Origin of the sequence: Phytobacter diazotrophicus (assembly GCF_052061655.1) — a bacterium.
Lineage (GTDB): Bacteria > Pseudomonadota > Gammaproteobacteria > Enterobacterales > Enterobacteriaceae > Phytobacter > Phytobacter diazotrophicus.
In genome coordinates this window covers 3,338,866-3,359,751 of record NZ_CM125428.1, presented here as the reverse complement: position 1 = coordinate 3,359,751, position 20,886 = coordinate 3,338,866, and the positions used below count along the sequence as shown (strand labels likewise).

At 55.3% G+C, this 20,886-nt stretch carries 21 protein-coding genes; 20 read left to right on the top strand and 1 reads right to left on the bottom strand.

Features of this window, described 5'->3' with window-relative positions; all coding sequences use genetic code 11:
• The first annotated feature begins 16 nt into the window (after window positions 1-16).
• The 5 genes from tagF to ACS0RQ_RS16300 all read left to right on the top strand — a co-directional run bounded on the left by tagF (window position 17) and on the right by ACS0RQ_RS16300 (window position 4,594).
• Entirely contained in the window at window positions 17-724 is a 708-nt protein-coding gene (gene tagF / locus ACS0RQ_RS16320; protein ID WP_271851139.1) for a type VI secretion system-associated protein TagF, read from the top strand.
• Between the two features lie 12 nt (window positions 725-736).
• Complete coding sequence (gene tssA / locus ACS0RQ_RS16315) at window positions 737-1,747, top strand: type VI secretion system protein TssA (RefSeq protein ID WP_271851138.1); 1,011 nt, start codon at window positions 737-739, stop codon at window positions 1,745-1,747.
• Window positions 1,748-1,809: 62 nt separating this feature from the next.
• On the top strand, window positions 1,810-2,334 hold the full coding sequence (gene tssB / locus ACS0RQ_RS16310; protein ID WP_039079487.1) for a type VI secretion system contractile sheath small subunit: 525 nt from the start codon (window positions 1,810-1,812) through the stop codon (window positions 2,332-2,334).
• A gap of 3 nt (window positions 2,335-2,337) precedes the next feature.
• On the top strand, window positions 2,338-3,837 hold the full coding sequence (gene tssC, locus ACS0RQ_RS16305) for a type VI secretion system contractile sheath large subunit (protein WP_271851137.1): 1,500 nt from the start codon (window positions 2,338-2,340) through the stop codon (window positions 3,835-3,837).
• A 94-nt stretch (window positions 3,838-3,931) separates the two neighbouring features.
• Window positions 3,932-4,594 carry an Ssp6 family T6SS pore-forming effector gene (locus tag ACS0RQ_RS16300; RefSeq protein WP_271851136.1) on the top strand — a complete coding sequence of 221 codons (663 nt, stop codon included), beginning with the start codon at window positions 3,932-3,934 and terminating at the stop codon, window positions 4,592-4,594.
• A gap of 65 nt (window positions 4,595-4,659) precedes the next feature.
• Here ACS0RQ_RS16300 and ACS0RQ_RS16295 read toward each other — a convergent pair whose 3' ends face one another.
• Window positions 4,660-4,881, bottom strand: a complete 222-nt coding sequence (locus ACS0RQ_RS16295) for a hypothetical protein (RefSeq protein ID WP_271851135.1) — start codon at window positions 4,879-4,881, stop codon at window positions 4,660-4,662.
• A gap of 296 nt (window positions 4,882-5,177) precedes the next feature.
• Here ACS0RQ_RS16295 and ACS0RQ_RS16290 point away from each other — a divergent pair, with 296 nt between their 5' ends.
• The 15 genes from ACS0RQ_RS16290 (at window position 5,178) to ACS0RQ_RS16220 (ending at window position 20,823) form a co-directional block, all read left to right on the top strand.
• On the top strand, window positions 5,178-5,606 hold the full coding sequence (locus ACS0RQ_RS16290; protein WP_271851134.1) for a Rap1a/Tai family immunity protein: 429 nt from the start codon (window positions 5,178-5,180) through the stop codon (window positions 5,604-5,606).
• Window positions 5,607-6,011: 405 nt separating this feature from the next.
• Window positions 6,012-6,494, top strand: a complete 483-nt coding sequence (locus ACS0RQ_RS16285) for an Hcp family type VI secretion system effector (protein ID WP_271851133.1) — start codon at window positions 6,012-6,014, stop codon at window positions 6,492-6,494.
• A 52-nt stretch (window positions 6,495-6,546) separates the two neighbouring features.
• Complete coding sequence (locus tag ACS0RQ_RS16280; protein WP_072039747.1) at window positions 6,547-6,993, top strand: DUF5675 family protein; 447 nt, start codon at window positions 6,547-6,549, stop codon at window positions 6,991-6,993.
• Between the two features lie 13 nt (window positions 6,994-7,006).
• Window positions 7,007-7,687 (top strand): hypothetical protein, encoded by a 681-nt coding sequence (locus tag ACS0RQ_RS16275; protein WP_271851132.1) that lies wholly within the window; start codon window positions 7,007-7,009, stop codon window positions 7,685-7,687.
• Between the two features lie 95 nt (window positions 7,688-7,782).
• Complete coding sequence (gene tagH, locus ACS0RQ_RS16270; RefSeq protein ID WP_271851131.1) at window positions 7,783-9,567, top strand: type VI secretion system-associated FHA domain protein TagH; 1,785 nt, start codon at window positions 7,783-7,785, stop codon at window positions 9,565-9,567.
• The gene (locus tag ACS0RQ_RS16265) at window positions 9,564-10,358 is read left to right on the top strand and encodes a PP2C family protein-serine/threonine phosphatase (protein WP_039079479.1); all 795 of its coding nucleotides are present in this window, start codon (window positions 9,564-9,566) and stop codon (window positions 10,356-10,358) included. Before tagH ends, ACS0RQ_RS16265 begins: the two co-directional genes overlap by 4 nt.
• A 21-nt stretch (window positions 10,359-10,379) precedes the next feature.
• Window positions 10,380-11,375, top strand: coding sequence for a hypothetical protein (locus ACS0RQ_RS16260; RefSeq protein ID WP_125124900.1), 996 nt, complete (start codon window positions 10,380-10,382; stop codon window positions 11,373-11,375).
• 166 nt (window positions 11,376-11,541) lie between these two features.
• Window positions 11,542-12,354 (top strand): type VI secretion system accessory protein TagJ, encoded by an 813-nt coding sequence (locus tag ACS0RQ_RS16255; protein ID WP_079496699.1) that lies wholly within the window; start codon window positions 11,542-11,544, stop codon window positions 12,352-12,354.
• Window positions 12,347-12,913, top strand: a complete 567-nt coding sequence (gene tssE, locus ACS0RQ_RS16250) for a type VI secretion system baseplate subunit TssE (RefSeq protein ID WP_071195232.1) — start codon at window positions 12,347-12,349, stop codon at window positions 12,911-12,913. The genes ACS0RQ_RS16255 and tssE overlap by 8 nt, the downstream gene beginning before the upstream one ends.
• A 2-nt stretch (window positions 12,914-12,915) precedes the next feature.
• Complete coding sequence (gene tssF, locus ACS0RQ_RS16245) at window positions 12,916-14,787, top strand: type VI secretion system baseplate subunit TssF (protein WP_271851130.1); 1,872 nt, start codon at window positions 12,916-12,918, stop codon at window positions 14,785-14,787.
• The gene (gene tssG / locus ACS0RQ_RS16240) at window positions 14,784-15,827 is read left to right on the top strand and encodes a type VI secretion system baseplate subunit TssG (protein WP_039079474.1); all 1,044 of its coding nucleotides are present in this window, start codon (window positions 14,784-14,786) and stop codon (window positions 15,825-15,827) included. The genes tssF and tssG overlap by 4 nt, the downstream gene beginning before the upstream one ends.
• A 48-nt stretch (window positions 15,828-15,875) precedes the next feature.
• Entirely contained in the window at window positions 15,876-18,488 is a 2,613-nt protein-coding gene (gene tssH, locus ACS0RQ_RS16235) for a type VI secretion system ATPase TssH (RefSeq protein ID WP_039079473.1), read from the top strand.
• 26 nt (window positions 18,489-18,514) lie between these two features.
• On the top strand, window positions 18,515-20,026 hold the full coding sequence (locus tag ACS0RQ_RS16230; RefSeq protein WP_271851128.1) for a serine/threonine protein kinase: 1,512 nt from the start codon (window positions 18,515-18,517) through the stop codon (window positions 20,024-20,026).
• A gap of 93 nt (window positions 20,027-20,119) precedes the next feature.
• Entirely contained in the window at window positions 20,120-20,500 is a 381-nt protein-coding gene (locus ACS0RQ_RS16225; RefSeq protein ID WP_039079471.1) for a DcrB-related protein, read from the top strand.
• Window positions 20,501-20,595: 95 nt separating this feature from the next.
• A complete protein-coding gene (locus ACS0RQ_RS16220) occupies window positions 20,596-20,823 on the top strand; it encodes an Imm74 family immunity protein (protein WP_271851127.1) in 228 nt (75 codons plus the stop codon).
• Window positions 20,824-20,886 lie beyond the last annotated feature (63 nt).

Genomic DNA, 20,886 nt, shown 5'->3' with positions numbered 1-20,886 from the left:
CCGCAAGGAAAGTCGAATGACTACGACGAGTGCAATTAGCTGGTATGGAAAATTGCCCAGTGCCGGCGACTTCTTACAGCGACGTTTCCCGGACGCGCTCCAGCGTCAATGGTCCCACTGGTTTCAGGTGGGGCTAATGAACTGGCAAAAAGAGCAAGAGCGAGCGGCGGACAGGCAATTCGGCAATGCGCCGATATGGAATTTTGTCGTGCCGCCAATGTTAGGTGGTCAGCAGGTGCAGATGGGCTGTCTGTTACCCGGTCGCGACAGCGTCGGGCGGCAATATCCGTTGTGCGCGCTGCTGGCGATAAACCCGTTGGAGTGGTCCCCACGCCAACTGGCGCAGTCGGGGGACTGGTATGAGCAACTGGGGCGAACCCTGCTGCATGCGATCCGCAACAGTTACTCGGCAGAACAACTTGATCAGGCGCTGCTGTCGATTCCCACGCCGCAGCCCGTGGTGGAAGAAAACCGCTCGGAAATCCTCGATGTTATCGGTTACGAAGGCGACGCGGCGCCGACGTTGAGCTGGCGTCAGGCCGCAGAATGTTTTGACCCGCTGCGCCAGACCAGTTTCTGGTGGACCAACCGTAGCGATGGCTATCCACTCTATACGCATGTGCACAGCGGCAATTTTACCGGGCAGCTTTTTACCATGCTGTTCGATCCGGCAGGCGGTGCACGACCGGGGCGCCATGGTCTTTATCCTCCGATGTTTGATTAAGCGAATCTGTGTATGACTCTTGAAACCTTACTTGAACCCATCAGCCCGACGCAGCCCTGTGGTGAAAACCTGGAGTATGACGCTGAGTTTCAGGCGCTGGAACAGGCAAGCCAGGGCAAAGCGGAACAGCAATTTGGTGACACCATTATTCCCGCAGAGCCGGCAGACTGGACACGTGTTGAAAAGCTCGCCACCGCGCTGCTGTCACGCACCAAAGATCTGCGCGTCATGCTGGCGCTGACCCATGCCTGGACGCGTCGCCGTGGTCTGGAAGGGTATGCAGACGGGCTTTCACTTATCGGCCAGGCACTGGCCCTCTACTGGGATGATCTGTGGCCCGCGTTGACAGAAAACGGTGAAGAAGATCCGTTTTACCGTATTAACGCGCTGGCAGAACTCAGTGATAAATCCACACTCACCGCCACGCTGCGCCAGTCCATTTTACTGCGTAGCAATGGCGATGAGCTGACAGTCCGCGACGCACAGGCGCTACTGGACGGCAGCAAAACAGAGTGCCCCAATTTTCCGGGCGGACGCGTACGGTTGGTTGACGAACTGGCGCGCGCCGGAAAAGAGGCCACCAGCGTCATGATGCAAATCGAAGGACGGTTGCTCACCATCCGTAGCTGGCTGGTGGAACGTCTTGGGGAGAGTGGTGCGCCGGAAATGGAACAACTCATTAAGACCGCAACCTTGATTAACCGCGCAGGTCGCGCAGGCGACGAGGCGCAGCCCGACGAGACAGCGACAGCGCCAATTCCTCAGGCGTCGGCGACGACACCCGCCGCAGCGCCTGTCAATCATACGGACTGGCGGAGCGTACAGCTTAACAGCCGCGCCGATGCGCAACTGATGCTGGAAAAAGTGAAGCTCTATTTTGCTCAGCATGAGCCAAGCCATCCCGCGCCGCTGATGATTGACCGCGTACAGCGGCTGATCGAACTGGATTTTATGGCGATCGTTCGCGATCTGGCGCCGGATGGCGTGCAGCAACTGGAAAACATATTTGGGCGTCACCCATAACCTTTGACGACAGGGTGAAACAATCCCGATAGCGTCACCGCGCATCTTCGATGGAGAACATCATGGCAACGAGTAACAGTGGACAAAAATTTATCGCGCGTAACCGCGCGCCACGCGTTCAGATTGAATACGACGTGGAAGTGTATGGCGCGGAGCGCAAAATTCAGCTTCCGTTTGTGATGGGGGTGATGGCCGACCTGGTGGGTAAACCGGTTGAGAATCTGCCTTCTGTTGACGAACGTAAGTTCCTTGATATCGATATCGACAACTTCGATGAACGCATGAAAGCGCTGAAACCGCGCGTGGCTTTCCAGGTGGACAACACGCTGACCGGGGAAGGCAAATTGAACGTCGATCTGACCTTCGACAGCATGGAAGATTTCCTGCCGGATGCGGTGGCACGCAAAGTCGAGCCGCTGAATTCACTGCTCGAAGCCCGTACTCAGCTCTCCAACCTCCTGACCTATATGGACGGTAAAAACGGCGCGGAAGAGCTGATTGCTAAAATCCTGAAAGATCCGACACTGCTGAAATCGCTGAGTCAGATGCCGGACAACCGCGATAGCACGTCAGGTAAAGAGGAGTAAATCATGAGCAATGTAACCCAACAGCAAGACTTGCCGCAGGGCGAAACATTCAGCCAGGACGAGTTTAGCGCGCTGCTCAGCAAAGAGTTTCGCCCGAAAACGGAACAGGCGCGTTCAGCGGTCGAGTCTGCGGTACAGACGCTGGCCCAGCAGGCGCTGGCTAACACCGTCACTTTCTCCTCTGACACTTATCGCACGATTCAGAATCTGATTGCCGGGATTGATGAAAAACTCTCTCAACAGGTCAATGAGATCATTCACCACGAAGAGTTTCAGAAACTGGAAAGCGCCTGGCGTGGGCTGAGCTATCTGGTCAACAACACTGAAACCGACGAAATGCTGAAAATCCGCTTTATGAGCATTTCGAAGCCGGAACTGGGCCGCGTTCTGAAACGCTACAAAGGTGTCGGCTGGGACCAGAGCCCTATCTTCAAAAAAATCTACGAAGAAGAGTACGGTCAGTTCGGTGGCGAACCCTTTGGCTGCCTGGTTGGCGACTACTATTTCGATCACAGTCCGCAGGATGTGGAACTGCTGGGTGAGATGGCGCGTATCGGCGCGGCGGCGCACTGTCCGTTTATTACCGGTACCGCACCAAGTGTGATGCAGATGGAATCCTGGCAGGAGCTGGCGAACCCGCGCGACCTGACCAAAATTTTCCAGAACACCGAGTACGCCGCCTGGCGTTCGCTGCGTGAATCGGAAGACTCCCGTTATCTGGGGCTGGTGATGCCGCGCTTCCTGTCACGCCTGCCGTACGGTATTCGTACTAACCCGGTTGATAGCTTCGACTTTGAAGAAGAGACCGATGGCGCTAACCACAGCAACTACTCGTGGGCGAACGCGGCGTATGCGATGGCGACGAACATCAACCGCTCCTTCAAAGAGTATGGCTGGTGTACCTCGATTCGCGGTGTCGAATCCGGTGGGGCGGTGGAAAACCTGCCATGCCACACCTTCCCGAGCGATGACGGCGGCGTGGACATGAAGTGCCCGACTGAAATCGCCATCAGTGACCGTCGTGAAGCCGAGCTGGCGAAAAATGGCTTTATGCCGCTGATTCACCGCAAAAACTCTGACTTTGCCGCCTTTATCGGTGCCCAGTCGCTGCAAAAACCGATGGAATACCATGACGCCGATGCGACCGCCAACGCGCGTCTGGCCTCGCGTTTGCCGTACCTCTTCGCCTGCTGCCGTTTTGCGCACTATCTCAAGTGCATTGTGCGCGACAAAATCGGCTCTTTCCGCGAGCGTGATGAAATGGAGCGCTGGCTGAACGACTGGGTGATGAACTATGTCGATGGCGACCCGGCAAACTCCTCTCAGGAGACCAAAGCGCGCAAACCGCTGGCCGCCGCCGAAGTGCAGGTGCAGGAGATTGAAGATAACCCCGGTTACTACACCGCGAAATTCTTCCTGCGTCCGCATTATCAACTGGAAGGACTGACTGTCTCACTGCGTCTGGTATCAAAACTGCCGTCGCTGAAAACCAAAGAGGCATAAGAGCGGAGACGCCGCAGGCTGGCCGTGAACATGCCTGCGGCACCGTGCATCATACATACTGTTTAATCCATTGGTCAGCAAGGAGCACACCATTATGTCTGGTTCACCCGTTCAGATAGCGGAGGGGATGTTAAAGATTTTAAATCCCGAGAAGCAAAGCGCAGCGGATATCGTCTTGCAGGCGGCCATCGATAGCTTTGTCTCTTTACCACAGGATATGTGGACCCTGGCAAAGGACATGTTTGATACGGAGAACAGTGGCCTCAATGAGAGGGAGCGCATTCGCCTGGGAGAGCTAACGAAGCGTGGGGTGACGTCCAAAGACTTCTGGCAGCTTATCTATATTGTCATCAATCGCTATGTCCACGGCTTAACACACGAGCAGGTGGAAAAAATAATGCTAAAAGTGGCTGGCTCTCAGTTAGGTAAGTTGGCCTTTAAAACGGTTTTTGCCAGTGAACTGGCCTCCTGGTTCGGCACATACATCATCCCGCGCTTTTTACTTTCTGCCAAAATAACCGGTGTGCTGGGTGTCGGGGCAATGATTTCACGCTCCATTTATAGCTCAAGGGATCTGAAAGAGCTTAATGAATCTATTTACTATGCCTTGCGCGAGGCGGGCGATCTGGATTTGCTTTATTTTATGGTAGAGGACGTACTGGAACCGTGGATTGAGGCGATTAATTATCTCAGTACCAACAGAATGTTCACCGAACAGATCATTGACCATTTTGTTGCCAGGGCGCCAAAGGCGTGAAGAATACAGCAAACGGTATTTTCATCAGTAGTCCTCAGGCACCGCTGGAGCAGGTTGACTGGATCTTAACGATGAGCGATTTTATTCTTATAAATCCGACGAACAAGAAAAAACAATCCGCAGACAACCAGGAGAAACAGCACTTTCCCCGTTAATGCGCCGGTGGAGTAGGGGTTTAGCGATTCATATTTAAGAACCAACCAGAGTGATTGAATGATATCCACAAGGGTATACAATCCGGCAAGCAGTAAAATAAACATTGCAGTCAGCGCGAGGAATTTTTTCATTTTCAATCCTTAAATTTGAAAGGGCAGGGAGTGAAAGAATAATAGCATGTCATTCGCTGTAGTAAAAACCAGTGTATAATATGAAAATTGCTATTCGGACTGATGCAATGTTGCTGCCATCATATAAGTACTTTTCGAAAACAATAATCATCATTAACGAAAAATAGACAGTATGGTTATTGATATGTTTTTTTAAGGACGACGGTCATATTTCCCCCGGTGGCGCTACGCTTAGCGGGGCTACGTAAGGAACAGGTTCGGTGATGTTTACCGTATCCGGGAACAGGGAACAGGACATGAAAAAACGTTACATCACACTTAGCCTGCTGTGTTGTCTCGCGACGGGACTGGCAAACGCTGAGACCTACGAATACCCGCGAGCAGAGCCGCTACCCCAGGATGACACCGCGAATTTTCTGCGAGATACCGAATTGTTGACAGGGTTTGACGTCAATATGAGCAGTGAGCGTTTTGCGCAAGCCTGGTTCTCGAAAACCAACGAACGGGAGCGGATCAAGGCTGAAATGTATTTTCTTGGCGTGATGGATGCGACGGAAGGAAAAACCTGGTGCAGTTATCAACGGCTACTTCCCTCCTCAGCCCATGAACATCTCTCATCCCGTTTTGCGAATTTATCACCGCAGGAGCGTAAAACCCGGGCATCAACCCTTATTGTTGAATCACTGTCTGACGTTTTTCCCTGTAAAAAAGAGAAGAAAAAATGAGGTTGTTTTATAAAACGCTAAAACAGCTTCATGATTCTTTGGCGCGGCGTAAAGAACGTACGCGTAGTGATATATAGTGATATATCTGGAACTGCCCATCACAATAATGTTATGTAAATTAAACTCTTCCCAGACTACCCAGAAAACGGGTTCCGGGAACACAATATAATCTGGTTTTAGAATTATTTTATTAGACAATTCACAGCGTTAATCTTCGCGACCCTTGTTGTTCAGAGGGTGCAAAGCATATCCGCCAGGGTCATGATGGCGGATATGAGGGAGAGGTAAAATATGGACGGTTTTAGCTGGCCCCATATTTACCCATTAGTTCTATACCATCAGCGATGACTGGTATATACACGCTTTTTCGAAAGCAATAATCATCATTAACGAAGAGTAAATATTATGGCTATTGATATGTTTCTGAAGGTCGATGGCGTTACGGGTGAGTCGAAAGATTCTAACCACACCGGCTGGACTGATATTACTTCTTTTTCCTGGGGCGCTTCGCAGCCGGGGAATATGAGCGTCGGCGGCGGCGGCGGTGCCGGTAAAGTTAATTTCAATGACCTGCATGTAAACGCATTAATTGACAAATCCACAACGGCAGTCCTGAAACACTGCGCCAGCGGCAAGCACTTAACCAAAGTTGAGCTTTCTGTCTGCAAAGCGGGCGGTCAGCAGGTTGAATATGCGCGCATTACGCTGGAAGAAGTGTTAGTAACTTCCGTGCAGTACACCGGTGCGGATAATGGCGACACCGTTGGCGTAACTTACGCATTCCAGGCTGCGAAAGTGAAACAGCAGTACTGGGAGCAGTCTTCTTCTGGCGGTAAAGGCGCTGAAACCAGTGCCGGCTGGAATATCAAAGAAAACAAAGAAGCGTAAGGTCTTTTGCAGCGATCCCGAAAGGGATCGCTGAAAGCGTTAAGGGGAGTGTATGGCAAATTATCTCATCTCCATAAAGCGTCTCTGGCAAACTGACAGTTCAACGATCAGTACGTATGATATTTCCGGCAGTACGATAAGTGGTTATATTCTTGAACGCCCCGGACCTGATACGACGGAATCCGGGCTAAGAAAAAGGATTCCGGAAGGATCTTATAGATTGCAGTGGCATAATAGTAATATTCCCACTGTACAATCACACAATCCTGTTCCTTTGCTTTATAACTCATCCGTTCCAGTCTCACGTTATATCTTAATTCATAATGGGAATTACCCTGACAACACAGATGGCTGTCTGCTTATTGGTGCATCAAAAGGCGATAACTTTGTCGGCAACAGCGTAACGAAATTGAATGAGCTGAAAAATTTCCTGACGCAAGAAGGTATTGAGAATTTTACAGTAACGATTACATCATGTTATGTAAATTGCAGTAATTAGAAAGGGACGGGTCATGCTCAAGACATTTATTGTTATCAGCACGTTGTTTTTTGCTTCACTCTCCACAGCCGCAGAACAGACCCTGCACCAGGGTATTCTTCAGGTCTACTGGCTACCCGTATGGAGCGACGATGGTCAGCGAAATACGCCAGAACTGAAATACCGTTATTTCGTCACTAAAGATGGCGACAATGTTGAGAAAGTGATCAACCTTAATGTTGATAAAAAAGACGCTGAACCTGAGCAACTCAAGCGTTACTTTCCCCATATTCCATCTGAGTTTTTGACCTGGAAAGAGGGGCACATTGAGCGTGCTGGTGCTATTACGGTTGATAAACTTACCGGATCGACAGAGTGCGACCATCGTTACTTTACTGGCGAGTTGAAGCATTTCAAACCTGCGGATAGCAACGCTATTGATACCGATAAACTTGAAAAAAATGCGGGTTGTGAAGCCTTCCCCTGGATGATGACCTACACCCTAAAATCAGGGGTAGAGAATAAACACTTCAAGCAACAACCCGATGACGGGGCGAAAGATTTACAGCCTGTTACTTCCGGAACGCCACTGGTAAAAATAAAAACAATCAACGCTAACTGGATTCAGGTTGCGGTACGTGATGAAAATAAACCCGGTCTGCTGGGTGAGGCGCGGGGATATATTAAACTTAATGATTTACAACCCATTAATTAAGCCACTGAGGCTTCACTGGCATTTTTATTTTCCAGCACCAGCGTTATCAGAACTGACCCTTTTCGGAACGCTAATAACTCCAGCAGGAATACGCTATGCGATTCACAATAGTTACCAATAAACCCGGCCATCAACCTCCGCAAAGCCGCTGCGATTTTTATCCGCCGGGAGGCACCATTGGACGCGGAACGGACAATAACCTGGTGCTGCCGGACAATGAGCGCGCCATTTCGCGCCTGCAGGCGATCGTACATATCGCCGGGAACGGTGAATGCCGCATTACTAACCGTGGCAATGTGACCCGAGTCGTACTCAACGACATTCCGCTGGAGCGGGGCCGCCAGGTTGAACTGCAGGATGGCGATATCCTGGATATAGACGAATACCGCATTGAAGTGACCGATTTGATTCTGGATACCCAGCCGGTCAGCCGTATGGCGGCGAATGTACAGGCAGGACTTACGCCCGATCCGGCACCGGTGGAGAAAAAAGAGAACGCCACCACCGCCGTGCCAACAGAGATCTGGGACAGTCTGATGCAGGAGTTTTCCATCTCCGACAGCATCTCCAGTAACCGTGCGAAACCAGAGCCCCAGGCGCTCAATCCGTTTGCCGCGCCGAAAGAACCGGAACGCAACCCGGAAGACCCGCTGGCCTTATTGAGTAAAAACGAATCCGCTACCGCGCCGCGCGCCATCGACACGGACAAGCTGTTTAACGACGAACCGCTGTTCAAAAACGACAGCATTTTCGCCGATGTCACGCCCTCAACGCTGGTGCCGCCCGTAGAACCCACGGCTAAACAGGACGCACCCGCGCCGGATGAACTGGATCCGTTAGCGCTCTTTGGCGGTGCCGGGGCGAGCACGCAGCAGGCGCGAGATGACGACCCGCTGGGGCTGCTCAGTGGCGCCGTGCCGCTAAGTCATGTAGATGATATTGCTCCGTCTGAGCCGAAGAAAGCGGAACCGGCCTGGCAAGCGCCTGTCCCGCCGCAGCCGGAACCGGTCGTACCGCATGACGATATCGTGCCGCACACAGAGCCAGAGGATGTGCAGCCGCTGTTTGTTGCGCCGGAACCCGTGGTGCCGGAAGCCAACAGCGAGATACCGGAATATGTCGCCATCACGTTACCCACGCCGCAAACCGTACAGCGTGCCGCCGCCCAGACGCCAAAAGGCCGCTTGCGTATCGACCCGGTGCAGAGCGAAAACGCGCAATCCGCAACGACCAGCAGCGGTGAGAGCAGCGGTGATGTTCTTAAAGGCGAACTGCTGGATGCACTGCTGGAAGGGATGGGGCTCAGTGATATGCAGCCCACGCCGCAGTTTGATCGGGAAAACATGCGTCAGCTCGGACAGATGCTGAGCATGTTTTCTCAAGGGACAGTGGCGCTGTTGTCATCACGCTCCATCCTTAAACGTGGGGTAAAAGCGGACATGACGATGGTGCTCGATGACGCCAACAACCCGTTTAAATTGCTGCCTTCCGGCAAAACCGTGTTGATGCAGATGTTCGGTACCCGTATGCCTGGCTTTATGCCGCCGAAGAAGTCGGTGCGCGATGCATTGATCGACTTACAGGCCCACCAGTTAGGGATGATCTCCGGCATTCGCGCCATTATCGCCGCCATGCTGCAATCCTTTAACCCGGAACTGCTGGAAGAGGATGCTAAACGCGACGGCGCCACTGCGCGTCTGGGCATGCTCTCCAATCGCAAAGCGGCGCTGTGGGACTATTTTGTGCGTTCTTACGCTGAAACGGCCGGTGAAATCGATGACGACTTCCACACGCTGTTTGGCGAGGCTTTCCTGCATGCCTATGACATGGAAGTAAACCAGTACAAAGATTCACAAAGCGCATCGGAAGAACAACAATGAATATCAGCACCGCCTCAATGTCCCGACAGGGCGCGCGTGCGAGTAACCAGGATCAAACCGGTGAAAGCATTGGCGAGCGCGCCGCATGTTTCGTGGTATGCGACGGTATTGCCGGGCTTCCCGGCGGCGATGTGGCGGCCGAGCTCGCCCGCAATGCCATCATCACCCGCTTCGATGGCGACCAGCATCTGAATGCGCAATACATTCGCGAGTATATCAACGAAGCCAACAACGCCATTCGCACCGAACAAAAAGCGGCTGAGCAGTTTCAGCGTATGGGCACCACCATGGTGAGTCTGTTTATTGACCGAGATTACCATCTTGCCTACTGGGTACATGCGGGAGACAGCCGACTTTACCTGTTTCGCCGCGGGTGGCTGTACCACGTCACCACCGATCACAGCCTGGTACAGCAGATGAAAGACGCCGGACACCAGACCGAGGGTATCAACAGCAACTTGCTCTATTTCGCGTTAGGGCTGGGTGATGATGAGCGCGAAGCCAGCTACAGCGATGTGGTACCGATTGAAGATGGCGATGTGTTTTTGCTCTGCACCGACGGTTTCTGGCACGGGGTGAGCGAAGAGCAGATGAAACAGTCCCTGCATATGGTCAATACCCCCCATGAATGGCTGACATTAATGAATCAGATACTGCTGCGCACCAACGTGGAAAGTCATGATCAGCAGGACAATTACAGCGCCGTAGCGGTATGGGTTGGTGCTCCACAGGACACCACGCTTCTGCACTCGCTGGCGCAAGCGTCGCAGTTTTTCCCTCTTCGTGATTGATACAGGCTTACAAGGAATTTTATGAAACTTTGGCTTCCGGGGCTGGCGCTGTTCGCGGTCTGTTTTGGCGCTCAGGCTGAAAACTACCGTATCGTGCAGTCTCCTACACAAAAACTGGATATCTGGATCGACGACATCGCGGATAACTCGCCGAAAAGCTGGTGTGCGCGGGAATTACCGCTGCGTATCGTGGCGAATGGCGATAAAAAAGTCACCGTGCTCGACAGTTTTATGCCGCGTCTGGGCGCGCTGCTCGAAAACCAGTGCGGCACGCTGGCGCTGGTGCGCTGGAAATTGACCGATGCGCAAAACAACACGCTGGCCCAGGGGACCGCAAGCAAAGCGAAAGACTGGGCGCCGGTTGTCACTCCGGCGGCTGCGGCGACAAGTACGCCGCCTGCGACCAATACCGCCAGTGGCTTACAACTGCCGGAAGGACGCCCGGAAGATAACTCCCCGGCGGCGAACCGCACGCCGTGGCAGGAGTTTACTCTCCAGGATGGCTGCCATCTGCGGACATTCTGGCAGGGTGATAGCAGCAGCCCGGCGCTGTTTATCCCGGCCAAAGACGACGGTAAATGTGAGAAGGGCGGCTGGCTCAATGGTCGCAGTGATGTTAGCCAAATCACCAACGGCATTGAGCGTAAAACCACCATGACCTTTGTCCACGGTTTCCCGGTAAGCGGGTTGAGCGAGAGTGCGGACGCTGACCGTCTGTTGATAACCACAGTGAACAACGAGCGAATGGTGGCCAGCGAAGGCAGTCTCGGTCAGAGCTGGATGATCCTGCCTTATGTGCCTTCTCTGAGCGGCTGGCAGGCGAACGGCACCGTCGCCGTCGAAGTTTCGCGCGAGCTGGCCAACGATCAGGCCCGGCTGCAGGCACGGCTTGACGAGGTGCGTAAGGTCTGGACCCCGTGGTTCGCTCCTGGTACGACGCTCAACATTTTGCTGATTGACTCTCTGCGTCCGCAACTGCGCGACCCGGCGGTCGGTACGTATAAGGCTGTGCACTAGTTTTCCCCCTAATCCTCAAGAGGGGACCGGGCGAGCAGCTCACCGCGTAGCCCGGATAAGGCGCTTGCGCCGCCATCCGGGACGGCCCCCGGTGGCGCGATGCTTACCAGGGTTGCGGTGAGAGGAAAAACCCACAATTTCATTCGTTTTACACAGAGGAGCGGTGATGAACACACTAGAGCAACAACTCGCGGGAGAATCCCTCCGGGAGAGTCTGGGGCAACTGGAAAACCGCATTCGCACGCAACCCACCGATGCCGACCTGCGTGCGGCCTTTACGCAAATGCTCTGCCTTGAGGGCAACTGGCCACGCGCCCTGGCACAGCTCAAAAGCTGGCTGGCGCTGACGCCACAGGCGCAGCCGACCATCACCCTGCTTGAACAAACCATCAATGGTGAACGACAGCGCGCAGAAGTGATGGCCGGACGGGCGCGTCCGGCGATGCCGGACAAACAATGGCCGTGGCTGGCGGCAATGGTTGCCGCCCTCGATCTTTCCGCTACCGAAGCCTGCTCACATCGCATTGGGGCGCTGGAACAGGCCGAGGCCATTCCCGGCGAACTGACCTTACAGGATGGCACCACCCACAGCTTCGACTGGCTGATGGATGGCGACTGCCGCTTTGGCCCGGTCTGCGAGGCCATCGTCAACGGACGCTACTTCTGGCTGCCGTTCAGCGCGATTGAAGAGATGGAGTTTCAAGCCCCGGCGAGCGTCATCGACCTGGTCTGGCGACACACCCGGATCCGTCTGCATGACGGCAGCGAGCAGGTGTGCCAGATCCCGGCGCGCTATCCGCTGGACAATCAGGTTGAAGACCGCTTCTTGCTCTCACGCACCACCGAGTGGCAGCCGCTGCCGGGCGAGGAGCCCCATTACATGGGGCGCGGCCAAAAAGTGTGGCTTAACGATACGGCGGAATTTCCGCTGCTCGATTTAGCCAGCCTGCGTTTTGCCAAAGGCGATGCGCATGAGTAGTCAGCCTCAGGACGACCGCGATCTGCTGCGTAGCGGCTGGCGCGCCAGAACCGGCAAAGAGTCGCCGGGGGCGCGCGACAAAATGCAGCCGTCATTGCTGGACCGCCTGACCGATGACGCGCCGGACAAAAAGCAGGAGCCGCTTAACAGCAATCTGGTCTCGCACAATGCGCTGCGTCGCCACGTACTGCGTGACCTGCAGTGGCTGTTCAACACCATCAATAACGAGGCGCAAAACGATCTCTCAAAACTGAGTCACGTGCGCCGCTCGGTCGCCAATTTTGGCGTGGCGCCACTGGCCGGTCAGCGCATGTCCGACATTGAATGGCAGGATATCCAGCGCAAGCTTACCGACGCGATTTTGCATTTCGAACCGCGTATTTTGCCTCAGGGGCTGATGGTGCGCTGCATCTCCGATACAAAGTCGCTGGATCTGCACAACGTCTTATCGATTGAAATCAAAGGCCGCCTGTGGTGCGTGCCGTATCCGTTATCCTTTTTGTTTCGCACCGATGTCGACCTGGAAAATGGCCATTTCGAGTTAAAAGATGTGGGGTAAGCGTGGAGAGTAAATTACTCGAGTATTACAACCGCGAACTGGCCTGGCTGCGGGAAATGGGTCAGGAGTTTGCGGGCCGCTATCCGAAAGTGGCGGGGCGGCTGGGAATGCAGGGCATGGACGTCGCCGACCCGTATGTCGAGCGTCTGATGGAAGGGTTCGCCTTTCTGACCTCCCGCGTGCAGCTTAAGATGGACGCCGAGTTTCCACGGTTCTCTCAGCGTCTGCTGGAGATGATCGCGCCAAACTACCTTGCGCCCACCCCATCAATGGCGATTGCCGAACTGCAACCTGACCCGGCAAAAGGCGATTTAAGTAAAGGCTTTGTGGTGCCGCGCGGCACCATGATGGACAGCCAGACGCTCAAGAAAAATGGCGTCACCTGCAGTTACACCACCGCACATGATGTGACGTTACTGCCGCTGAGCATTAGCGCCGTCGAACTGGGCGGCGTACCTGCCGACCTGCCGCTGCTGCGTATCGGCCTCGGCCAGAGCGGGGCGGTCAGCGCACTGCGGATCCGGCTGCGCTGTGACGGTCCGGTGAAACTCTCACACCTTGATTTTGACCGCGTGGAGTTCTTTTTAAGCGGCCCGGATATGCAGGCGCTGCAACTGCTGGAGCTGCTGATGGCGCATCAGGTCGGGGCGCTGGCGCTGATTCCCGGTACTTCAACCGCGCCGCTGGTTCTGCCGGAAGACGCACTACATCAGGAAGGGTTCGAGTCCGATCAGGCGCTGTTGCCGGACGACTTGCGTAACTTTGACGGTTACCGTCTGCTACAAGAGTATTTTGCTTTTCCGTCGCGCTTCCTCTTTTTCAGCCTGAAAGGGCTGCGTCCACTGCTGGCGCAGAGCGGTGATGCCACCACCTTTGACATCATCATCCTGCTGGATAAAGCCGATGATCAGCTTGAGCGCGTGGTGGATAAAAACCATCTGGCGCTGCACTGCACCCCGGTAGTGAACCTGTTCGCCAAAGTGGCGGAACGGCAAAAACTGAGCGACAGCCAGCACGAATACCATCTGGTGGTCGATAACATTCGTCCGATGGATTACGAGATTTACGCCGTTACCCGTATTCATGCCAGCGTTGACGGGCAACGTGATGATCAAGAGTTTCGTCCGTTCTGGCGCAGCCAGAGCCAGGATAACGGCAACTACGGCGCCTACTTTTCACTGCGCCGCGAACAGCGCGGCCTGTCCGAACATGCCCAGCGCTACGGTACGCGTACCGGGTATATCGGTTCGGAGGTGTTTGCCTCGCTGGTGGATGAACAGCACGCGCCCTGGCGCGATGATCTGCGTTACATCACCGCCGAAGTGCTCTGTACCAGTCGCGACCTGCCGCTGATGCTCCAGCAGGAGATGGGCAAATTTGTGCTGCCGGACTCACTGCCGGTTAAAAATCCGCATCTGCGCAAAGGGCCAACGCCACCGCGTCCGGCGCTGGCGGAAGGGTTCAGTACCTGGCAACTGGTGAGCCAGCTACAGATGAATTACCTGAGCCTGATGGACGGCGAAGAAGGGCAAGGGGCGGCGGCGCTTCGCCAATTACTGGGCCTCTACACCCGGCTGGCGGAAGCCCCGGTCGCCAGACAGATTGACGGCGTGCGCAAATGCGTGTTGCAGCCGGTACACCGCCGGGTACCGGAGCCGGGGCCGATTGTCTTTGCCCGTGGCGTGAGTATCTCGCTGACGGTGGACGAACAGGCGTTTTCCGGTTTTAGCCCGTGGCTATTCGGTAGCGTACTGGAGCGTGTTTTTGCCCGGCTGGTGGCGATGAACAGCTTTACCGAGTTCACGCTCTACAGCCAGCAGCGCGGCGAGGTGGGCTACTGGCCACCACGGATGGGCAAAAGGGCGCTGATATGAGCGAAACGCTGACCCGTCTTTCACCCGTGACGCGGGCAACCGCCATGCCGCCGTCGTTCTGGCAGAACGTGATGGCGGCGCCCTGGCGTTACGATCTGTTCACCCTGTTGCGCCGTGTTGATGCCCAGGGCGGCGAGCGTTATCCGCTGGGCCGCGCGCCGCTGCCGCGCTTTGAACCTCTGCGTATTGGTCAGAAACCGTCGCTCGGTTTTGCCCCTTCGACCCTGGCAGAGGTGCGTCAGCGTGACCAGTCATCTCTGTATGATGTGTCGATTTTAAGTTTTGGTCTGTTCGGGCCGAACGGACCGCTGCCGCTGCACCTGACAGAGTATGCGCGCGAGCGGCTGGATCACCATCAGGATGAGAGCCTGACGGCGTTTGCCGACCTGTTTCATCACCGCCTGACGCTGTTGTTTTATCGCGCCTGGGCCGATGCGCAGCCGACGGTTTCACTGGATCGCCCGGACAACAAACGCTTCGAGCGGTATATCGCTTCGCTTATCGGCATGGGGCAGCCGGGGCAACTGGAAAAGGGGTCTCTTAGCCCGCATGCTCGTTTCGCCCTGGCCGGACATTTAACGCGTAATGGCCGTGACCCGGAAGGGCTGGAGAAGATCCTGCGTGCCTACTTCAACGTGCCGGTGAAGGTGGTGGCGAATGTTCCACAATGGATGCCTCTGGGTGAGCGAGAAAGAGCGCGGTTACAGGGCGGGCGTCGTGCGCCGCGTCTGGGGGAATCGGCCTTTCTGGGGGCGGCGGTACGCGATGTCGCCCATAATTTTCGCATCGAGCTGGGGCCGCTGGATGCTGAAACCTACCGCCATTTTTTGCCCGGAGAGGCCTGGGTAACCCGGCTTCGCGACTGGGTTCGTCAGTATCTCGGCATTGAGTATCAATGGTCCCTGCGCGTGTTGTTACAGAGTCAGGATGTGAACGGCGCGGCACTGGGCGGCTCAGGGCGCCTGGGCTACAGCGCCTGGCTGGGTATGCAGCCGCAGCCGCTTGCTCGCGGTGATTTGGTTTTCAGTCCGGAGCGGTGATCCCTCACCGTCTCCCAGGCGTTATCTCTTACATTCACGGAATCGATCATGTCAGAAATTAGCCGTGCCGTGCTCTTCGGCAAACTGGATACGCTGTTATTTTCCTCGCTGGAAAGCGCCACCGCCTTTTGCAAACTGCGCGGTAATCCGTATGTGGAACTGGTTCACTGGCTGCATGCGTTAATGCAACAAGACCAGGGCGATCTTCAGCAGGTGATTCGTCATTTTTCATTGAGCGAGGAAGCCTTAACGAAGGATATCGTCCACGCGCTGGATAGTCTGCCGCGCGGTGCAAGCTCCGTCTCCGATCTGTCTGAGCATATTGATAACGCGGTCGAACGCGCCTGGGTCTACGGTTCGCTGAAATTTGGCGTCAACCGCATTCGCGGCGGCCACCTGCTGATTGGCTTATTAAAAACCTGGAGCCTGGCAACGGTCTTAAAAGGTATCTCGTCGCAGTTTGAACGGGTGCGCGTTGACGCGTTGCTCGATGATTTTGACGCCATATTTGCCGACAGCAAAGAAGCCGCGCAGTCTGTTGCTGTGCCGGAAAACGCGGCTGCCGCACCCGCACGTCAGGGGAGCCTGGCGCAGTACGGGCAGGATCTCACCGCACGGGCGCGTGACGGCAAAATCGACCCGGTGGTCGGGCGTGATGAGGAGATCCGCCAGATGGTGGATATCCTGATGCGCCGCCGTCAGAACAACCCGCTGCTCACCGGTGAAGCCGGGGTTGGTAAAACGGCGGTGGTGGAAGGGCTGGCGCTGCGCATTGCCGCAGGCGATGTGCCGGAACCGCTGCGTGATGTGCAGTTGTGGTTGCTGGATATCGGCATGTTGCAGGCCGGCGCGAGCATGAAAGGGGAGTTTGAGGCCCGTCTGCAGGCGCTGATCAACGAAGTGCAGTCCAGCCCGGTGCCGATCATGCTGTTTATTGATGAGATCCACACCCTGATTGGCGCGGGTGGGCAGCAAGGAACGGGCGATGCCGCTAACCTGCTCAAACCGGCGCTGGCGCGCGGCCAGTTGCGTACCATTGGCGCAACGACCTGGGCTGAGTACAAAAAATACATCGAAAAAGACCCGGCACTGACCCGTCGCTTCCAGACGGTACAAGTGGCCGAGCCGGATGAAGAAAAAGCGGTACTGATGCTGCGCAGCACTGTCTCAGCGCTGGAAACACACCACCGGGTGCTGCTGTTAGATGAAGCGGTGGTCGCGGCGGTGAAGCTCTCCCATCGTTATATTCCGGCGCGCCAGTTGCCCGATAAAGCCGTGGCGCTGCTCGATACCGCCTGTGCGCGTGTCGCGGTGAGCCTCAGCGCGCCGCCGCCGCAACTGGAAGATTGCCTGCACCGCATTGCCGGGCTGGATGTGGAGATAGAGATCGCCGGGCGCGAGGCGCGAATGGCGGCCGGTGACGAAAGCCGCGTGGCAACGCTACAGGCCGAACGCGAGCGTCTTGGTGAGATGCGTGATGCCCTGACCCGGCGCTGGCAGCAGGAGCAGGGGCATGTGGATGAAATTATCCGCCTGCGTCGTGCGCTCAGCCAGGCGGCGGAGGAGGAACACCCGGCGCTGCGCAATGAACTGGAACAGCAGCAGCAGGCGCTGCGCGAGGTTCAGGGGGATGCGCCGCTGTTGTTTGCCGCTGTCGATGCCAATATCGTTGCGGCGGTGGTCTCCGACTGGACCGGCATCCCGCTGGGCCGGATGGTGAAAAATGAAATCGATGCGGTACTGAAACTGGCGGATACCCTCAATGAGCGGGTCATTGGTCAACGCCACGGTCTGGAGGCCATAGCCCGCCGGGTGCGCACCTCCCGCGCGCGGCTGGATGATCCGAATAAACCGGTTGGCGTGTTTATGTTGTGCGGTCCCTCTGGTGTCGGGAAAACCGAAACCGCTCTGGCGCTGGCGGAGTCGCTTTACGGTGGTGAACAGAATGTCATCACCATTAATATGAGTGAATTCCAGGAGGCGCATACCGTCTCCACCCTGAAAGGCGCGCCTCCGGGCTACGTGGGTTACGGTGAAGGGGGCGTGCTAACCGAAGCGGTGCGCCGTCGTCCGTATAGCGTGGTGCTGCTTGATGAAATCGAAAAAGCGCACCCGGATGTCCATGAAATCTTCTTCCAGGTATTTGATAAAGGCTGGATGGAAGATGGCGAAGGGCGACATATCGATTTCCGTAACACTATTATTATCCTGACGTCGAATGTGGGGACTGAACTGATCAGCGGTATGTGCGCCGACCCGGAACTGTTGCCGGATCCCGATGCGCTGCGTGATGCGCTGCGTCCTCCATTACTTAAAGTCTTTCCCCCTGCGCTATTGGGCCGTCTGCTGGTGGTGCCGTATTACCCCTTAAGCGAAGCGATGCTCGCGTTGATCGTGCGTCTGCAAATCAAGCGCATTCAGCGTCGTCTTGAGGAGAACCATGGCATTGTCTCTGAGGTGGATGAAAGCGTCATCACGCAAATCGTCCAGCGCTGTACGGAGGTGGAATCGGGCGGTCGCATGGTCGATGCGATTCTGACCAACACGCTGTTGCCACAAATGAGTCAGCTTTTGCTTGATGCCAGCGCGCGTGACGAGAAGTACCGACGTTTACACGTTACCTTTGCACAGGGCGAGTTTCACTGTCAGTTTGCGGCGTAATGCCATTATCAAGAGAGTTTTCCATTATGACGGATCACGAAAACAACCGGACTGTACCGAACGCACTGCCGACGGGATACCGCTTTAATGAGTTCGAAATCAAAGAGGTGATTGGCGGTGGCGGTTTCGGCATTGTCTACCGTGCCTGGGATCATCAACTCGAACGCACTATAGCCATTAAAGAGTTCATGCCCTCAACGCTTGCGGTACGCAATGACGACATGACGCTGGTGTTGCGTAGCGAGCGCTTTGGTAAGGCCTTTTCCGCCGGACTGAACAGCTTTATTCAGGAAGCGCGCCTGCTGGCGCGTTTTAATCACCCGAACCTGCTGCACGTGTTGCGTTTCTGGGTGCAAAACGACACCGCCTATATGGGGACGGTCTTTTACAGCGGCACCACGCTCTCCCGTTTGCGCGAAAAGAACCCGCAGATGATCAACGAAGCGTGGATCCGCCGCACGCTGCCGATGCTGCTTGGGGCAATTAAAACCATCCACGACGAAGGCTATCTGCACCGCGATATCTCGCTGGATAACATCCAGATTCAGGATAACGGCCTGCCCGTCCTGCTGGATTTCGGCTCTGCCCGCCGCAGTATTGGCTCGGTCTCCGATGAGACCGAAACCATGCTGCGCCCAGGCTATGCGCCGATTGAGCAATACACTGACGATAACGAAAGCGAGCAGGGACCGTGGACAGATATCTACGCTCTGGGTGCCGTACTCCATACGCTGATCGTGGGCTCACCGCCGCCTGTGAGTGTGGTGCGCAGCATTCAGGATGGTTATCAGCCGCTGGCCCATCGCCATCTACCCGGTTACTCCCCGTCCTTGCTGCAGGCGGTGGACAAGGCGCTGGCGCTGAAAATGGAAGACCGTCCGCAAACTATCGATGAATTTGCGGCGCTGATCGAAATGCCGGTCGCCGGACTCGACGATGTGCTGAACGTGAAAAAGCCGGGCACCATGCTGGTTCCCATTGAAGAGGTTGAAACCAAACCTGGTGTCCTGGACTGGCGGCGTTACAAAGTGCCAGGCCTGGTGGCGGCCGGGGTGCTGGTTGGCCTGATCGCCGGCGGCGTGCTGTTCCATCAGGGCAATACGCCGCAGGAGAATGCGAATCAGACGGCAAGCACCGGGCCTGCCGATACCCCCGTCGCGCCAGCCACACCGGCCGCCCCGCCTGCGCAAAACAGTGCGCCGGTTTCGACGCCGCCAGCAGCTACGTCCACCACCGCTGCGCCTGCGCAGGATACGGCGCCGACGGCCCCGGCACAAACCGCACCTGTGGCGGCGAATAAACCCGCTGCAACCACGCCGCCTGCGGCGATTGCACAGGTCTATGTGCGCATGAATGAGGGAGAAAAACTGACCCTCAACGGGGAATCGCAGTCGATAACACCGGCCAGCAATGGTTTCGCGACCCTGAAACTGCAGCCGGGCCAGTATGCGCTGGTGTTGCAGGGTAACGGTCAGACCCGTCACCAGACGTTAAATATCACCAGTGCCGGTACCTGGCTGGTAAATCCGCAACCGTAATCTCTTCGCTGCCGGTGCGCAATATCGCTCCGGCAGTCTATCGGTTGCATAAAAATAAATGTGGCAATGCCCTATACAGCCAAAGACCGAACTATGAATGCATTTACACACACTGTTGATGGTGGCAATGAATTTACGTTTGTCGTGTCTCGCGCCAGTGCAAATGCCGACGATAAAGTACATGCTGTCGCCGCCAGAACGCTTCGCGAACTAAAAGATACGCTGACCGATTTTTATCTTGAGTCGACGCAAATGTTGACGGTTGATGGCTACCCGGCCGTTGAGCTTTTCTATCAGTTCAAAAATGATAATCGCGTTATCTTCCAGCGTCAGACCATTATTTTACTGGACGCAGCGCCAGCCGGAAAAAAACTGGTGAGCTATGTGGCGACCTGTCCGGGGGAATTTAACGAACGTCATCAGCAGCAATATCAGGAAATTATTCAGAGTATTAAGTTTCATCGTGGGAAGTAGAACATGCTGCACTTTACCGTGCTTTTTTTGCGCTAAAGCAGGGGAACACGGGGTGTGGCTTAGCCAGAATATTTGAACGGCAAAGTAACCTGATAATGAAAATTACCGGCACGAGCGCTTCTATTATTTTGGATATTGATGGCTGGAAAATTAAAGCACAAGGGGAGAGGGTTATCTGCGGTTTTTACGCTGTGATGAAAAGCATGCAGCAGTTTGAACCGCCGCATGAAAAAACACCGCTCACTGATGAAATAAAACAGAAGTATATTGATGAGGCGATGGCAAAAACAGCAGGTTCACATAGGGTGATCCATTTCGTTTAATTGCTGTTTCGCTAAACTGCATATTGCCAGGAATTTTCTGAAAAGAAATGACTAGCCCCCTTT

Coding starts and splice junctions, on each gene's coding strand:
- tagF (WP_271851139.1), top strand. CDS start 17: ATGACTACGACGAGTGCAATTAGCTGGTATGGAAAATTGCCCAGTGCC.
- tssA (WP_271851138.1), top strand. CDS start 737: ATGACTCTTGAAACCTTACTTGAACCCATCAGCCCGACGCAGCCCTGT.
- tssB (WP_039079487.1), top strand. CDS start 1,810: ATGGCAACGAGTAACAGTGGACAAAAATTTATCGCGCGTAACCGCGCG.
- tssC (WP_271851137.1), top strand. CDS start 2,338: ATGAGCAATGTAACCCAACAGCAAGACTTGCCGCAGGGCGAAACATTC.
- ACS0RQ_RS16300 (WP_271851136.1), top strand. CDS start 3,932: ATGTCTGGTTCACCCGTTCAGATAGCGGAGGGGATGTTAAAGATTTTA.
- ACS0RQ_RS16295 (WP_271851135.1), bottom strand. CDS start 4,881: ATGAAAAAATTCCTCGCGCTGACTGCAATGTTTATTTTACTGCTTGCC.
- ACS0RQ_RS16290 (WP_271851134.1), top strand. CDS start 5,178: ATGAAAAAACGTTACATCACACTTAGCCTGCTGTGTTGTCTCGCGACG.
- ACS0RQ_RS16285 (WP_271851133.1), top strand. CDS start 6,012: ATGGCTATTGATATGTTTCTGAAGGTCGATGGCGTTACGGGTGAGTCG.
- ACS0RQ_RS16280 (WP_072039747.1), top strand. CDS start 6,547: ATGGCAAATTATCTCATCTCCATAAAGCGTCTCTGGCAAACTGACAGT.
- ACS0RQ_RS16275 (WP_271851132.1), top strand. CDS start 7,007: ATGCTCAAGACATTTATTGTTATCAGCACGTTGTTTTTTGCTTCACTC.
- tagH (WP_271851131.1), top strand. CDS start 7,783: ATGCGATTCACAATAGTTACCAATAAACCCGGCCATCAACCTCCGCAA.
- ACS0RQ_RS16265 (WP_039079479.1), top strand. CDS start 9,564: ATGAATATCAGCACCGCCTCAATGTCCCGACAGGGCGCGCGTGCGAGT.
- ACS0RQ_RS16260 (WP_125124900.1), top strand. CDS start 10,380: ATGAAACTTTGGCTTCCGGGGCTGGCGCTGTTCGCGGTCTGTTTTGGC.
- ACS0RQ_RS16255 (WP_079496699.1), top strand. CDS start 11,542: ATGAACACACTAGAGCAACAACTCGCGGGAGAATCCCTCCGGGAGAGT.
- tssE (WP_071195232.1), top strand. CDS start 12,347: ATGAGTAGTCAGCCTCAGGACGACCGCGATCTGCTGCGTAGCGGCTGG.
- tssG (WP_039079474.1), top strand. CDS start 14,784: ATGAGCGAAACGCTGACCCGTCTTTCACCCGTGACGCGGGCAACCGCC.
- tssH (WP_039079473.1), top strand. CDS start 15,876: ATGTCAGAAATTAGCCGTGCCGTGCTCTTCGGCAAACTGGATACGCTG.
- ACS0RQ_RS16230 (WP_271851128.1), top strand. CDS start 18,515: ATGACGGATCACGAAAACAACCGGACTGTACCGAACGCACTGCCGACG.
- ACS0RQ_RS16225 (WP_039079471.1), top strand. CDS start 20,120: ATGAATGCATTTACACACACTGTTGATGGTGGCAATGAATTTACGTTT.
- ACS0RQ_RS16220 (WP_271851127.1), top strand. CDS start 20,596: ATGAAAATTACCGGCACGAGCGCTTCTATTATTTTGGATATTGATGGC.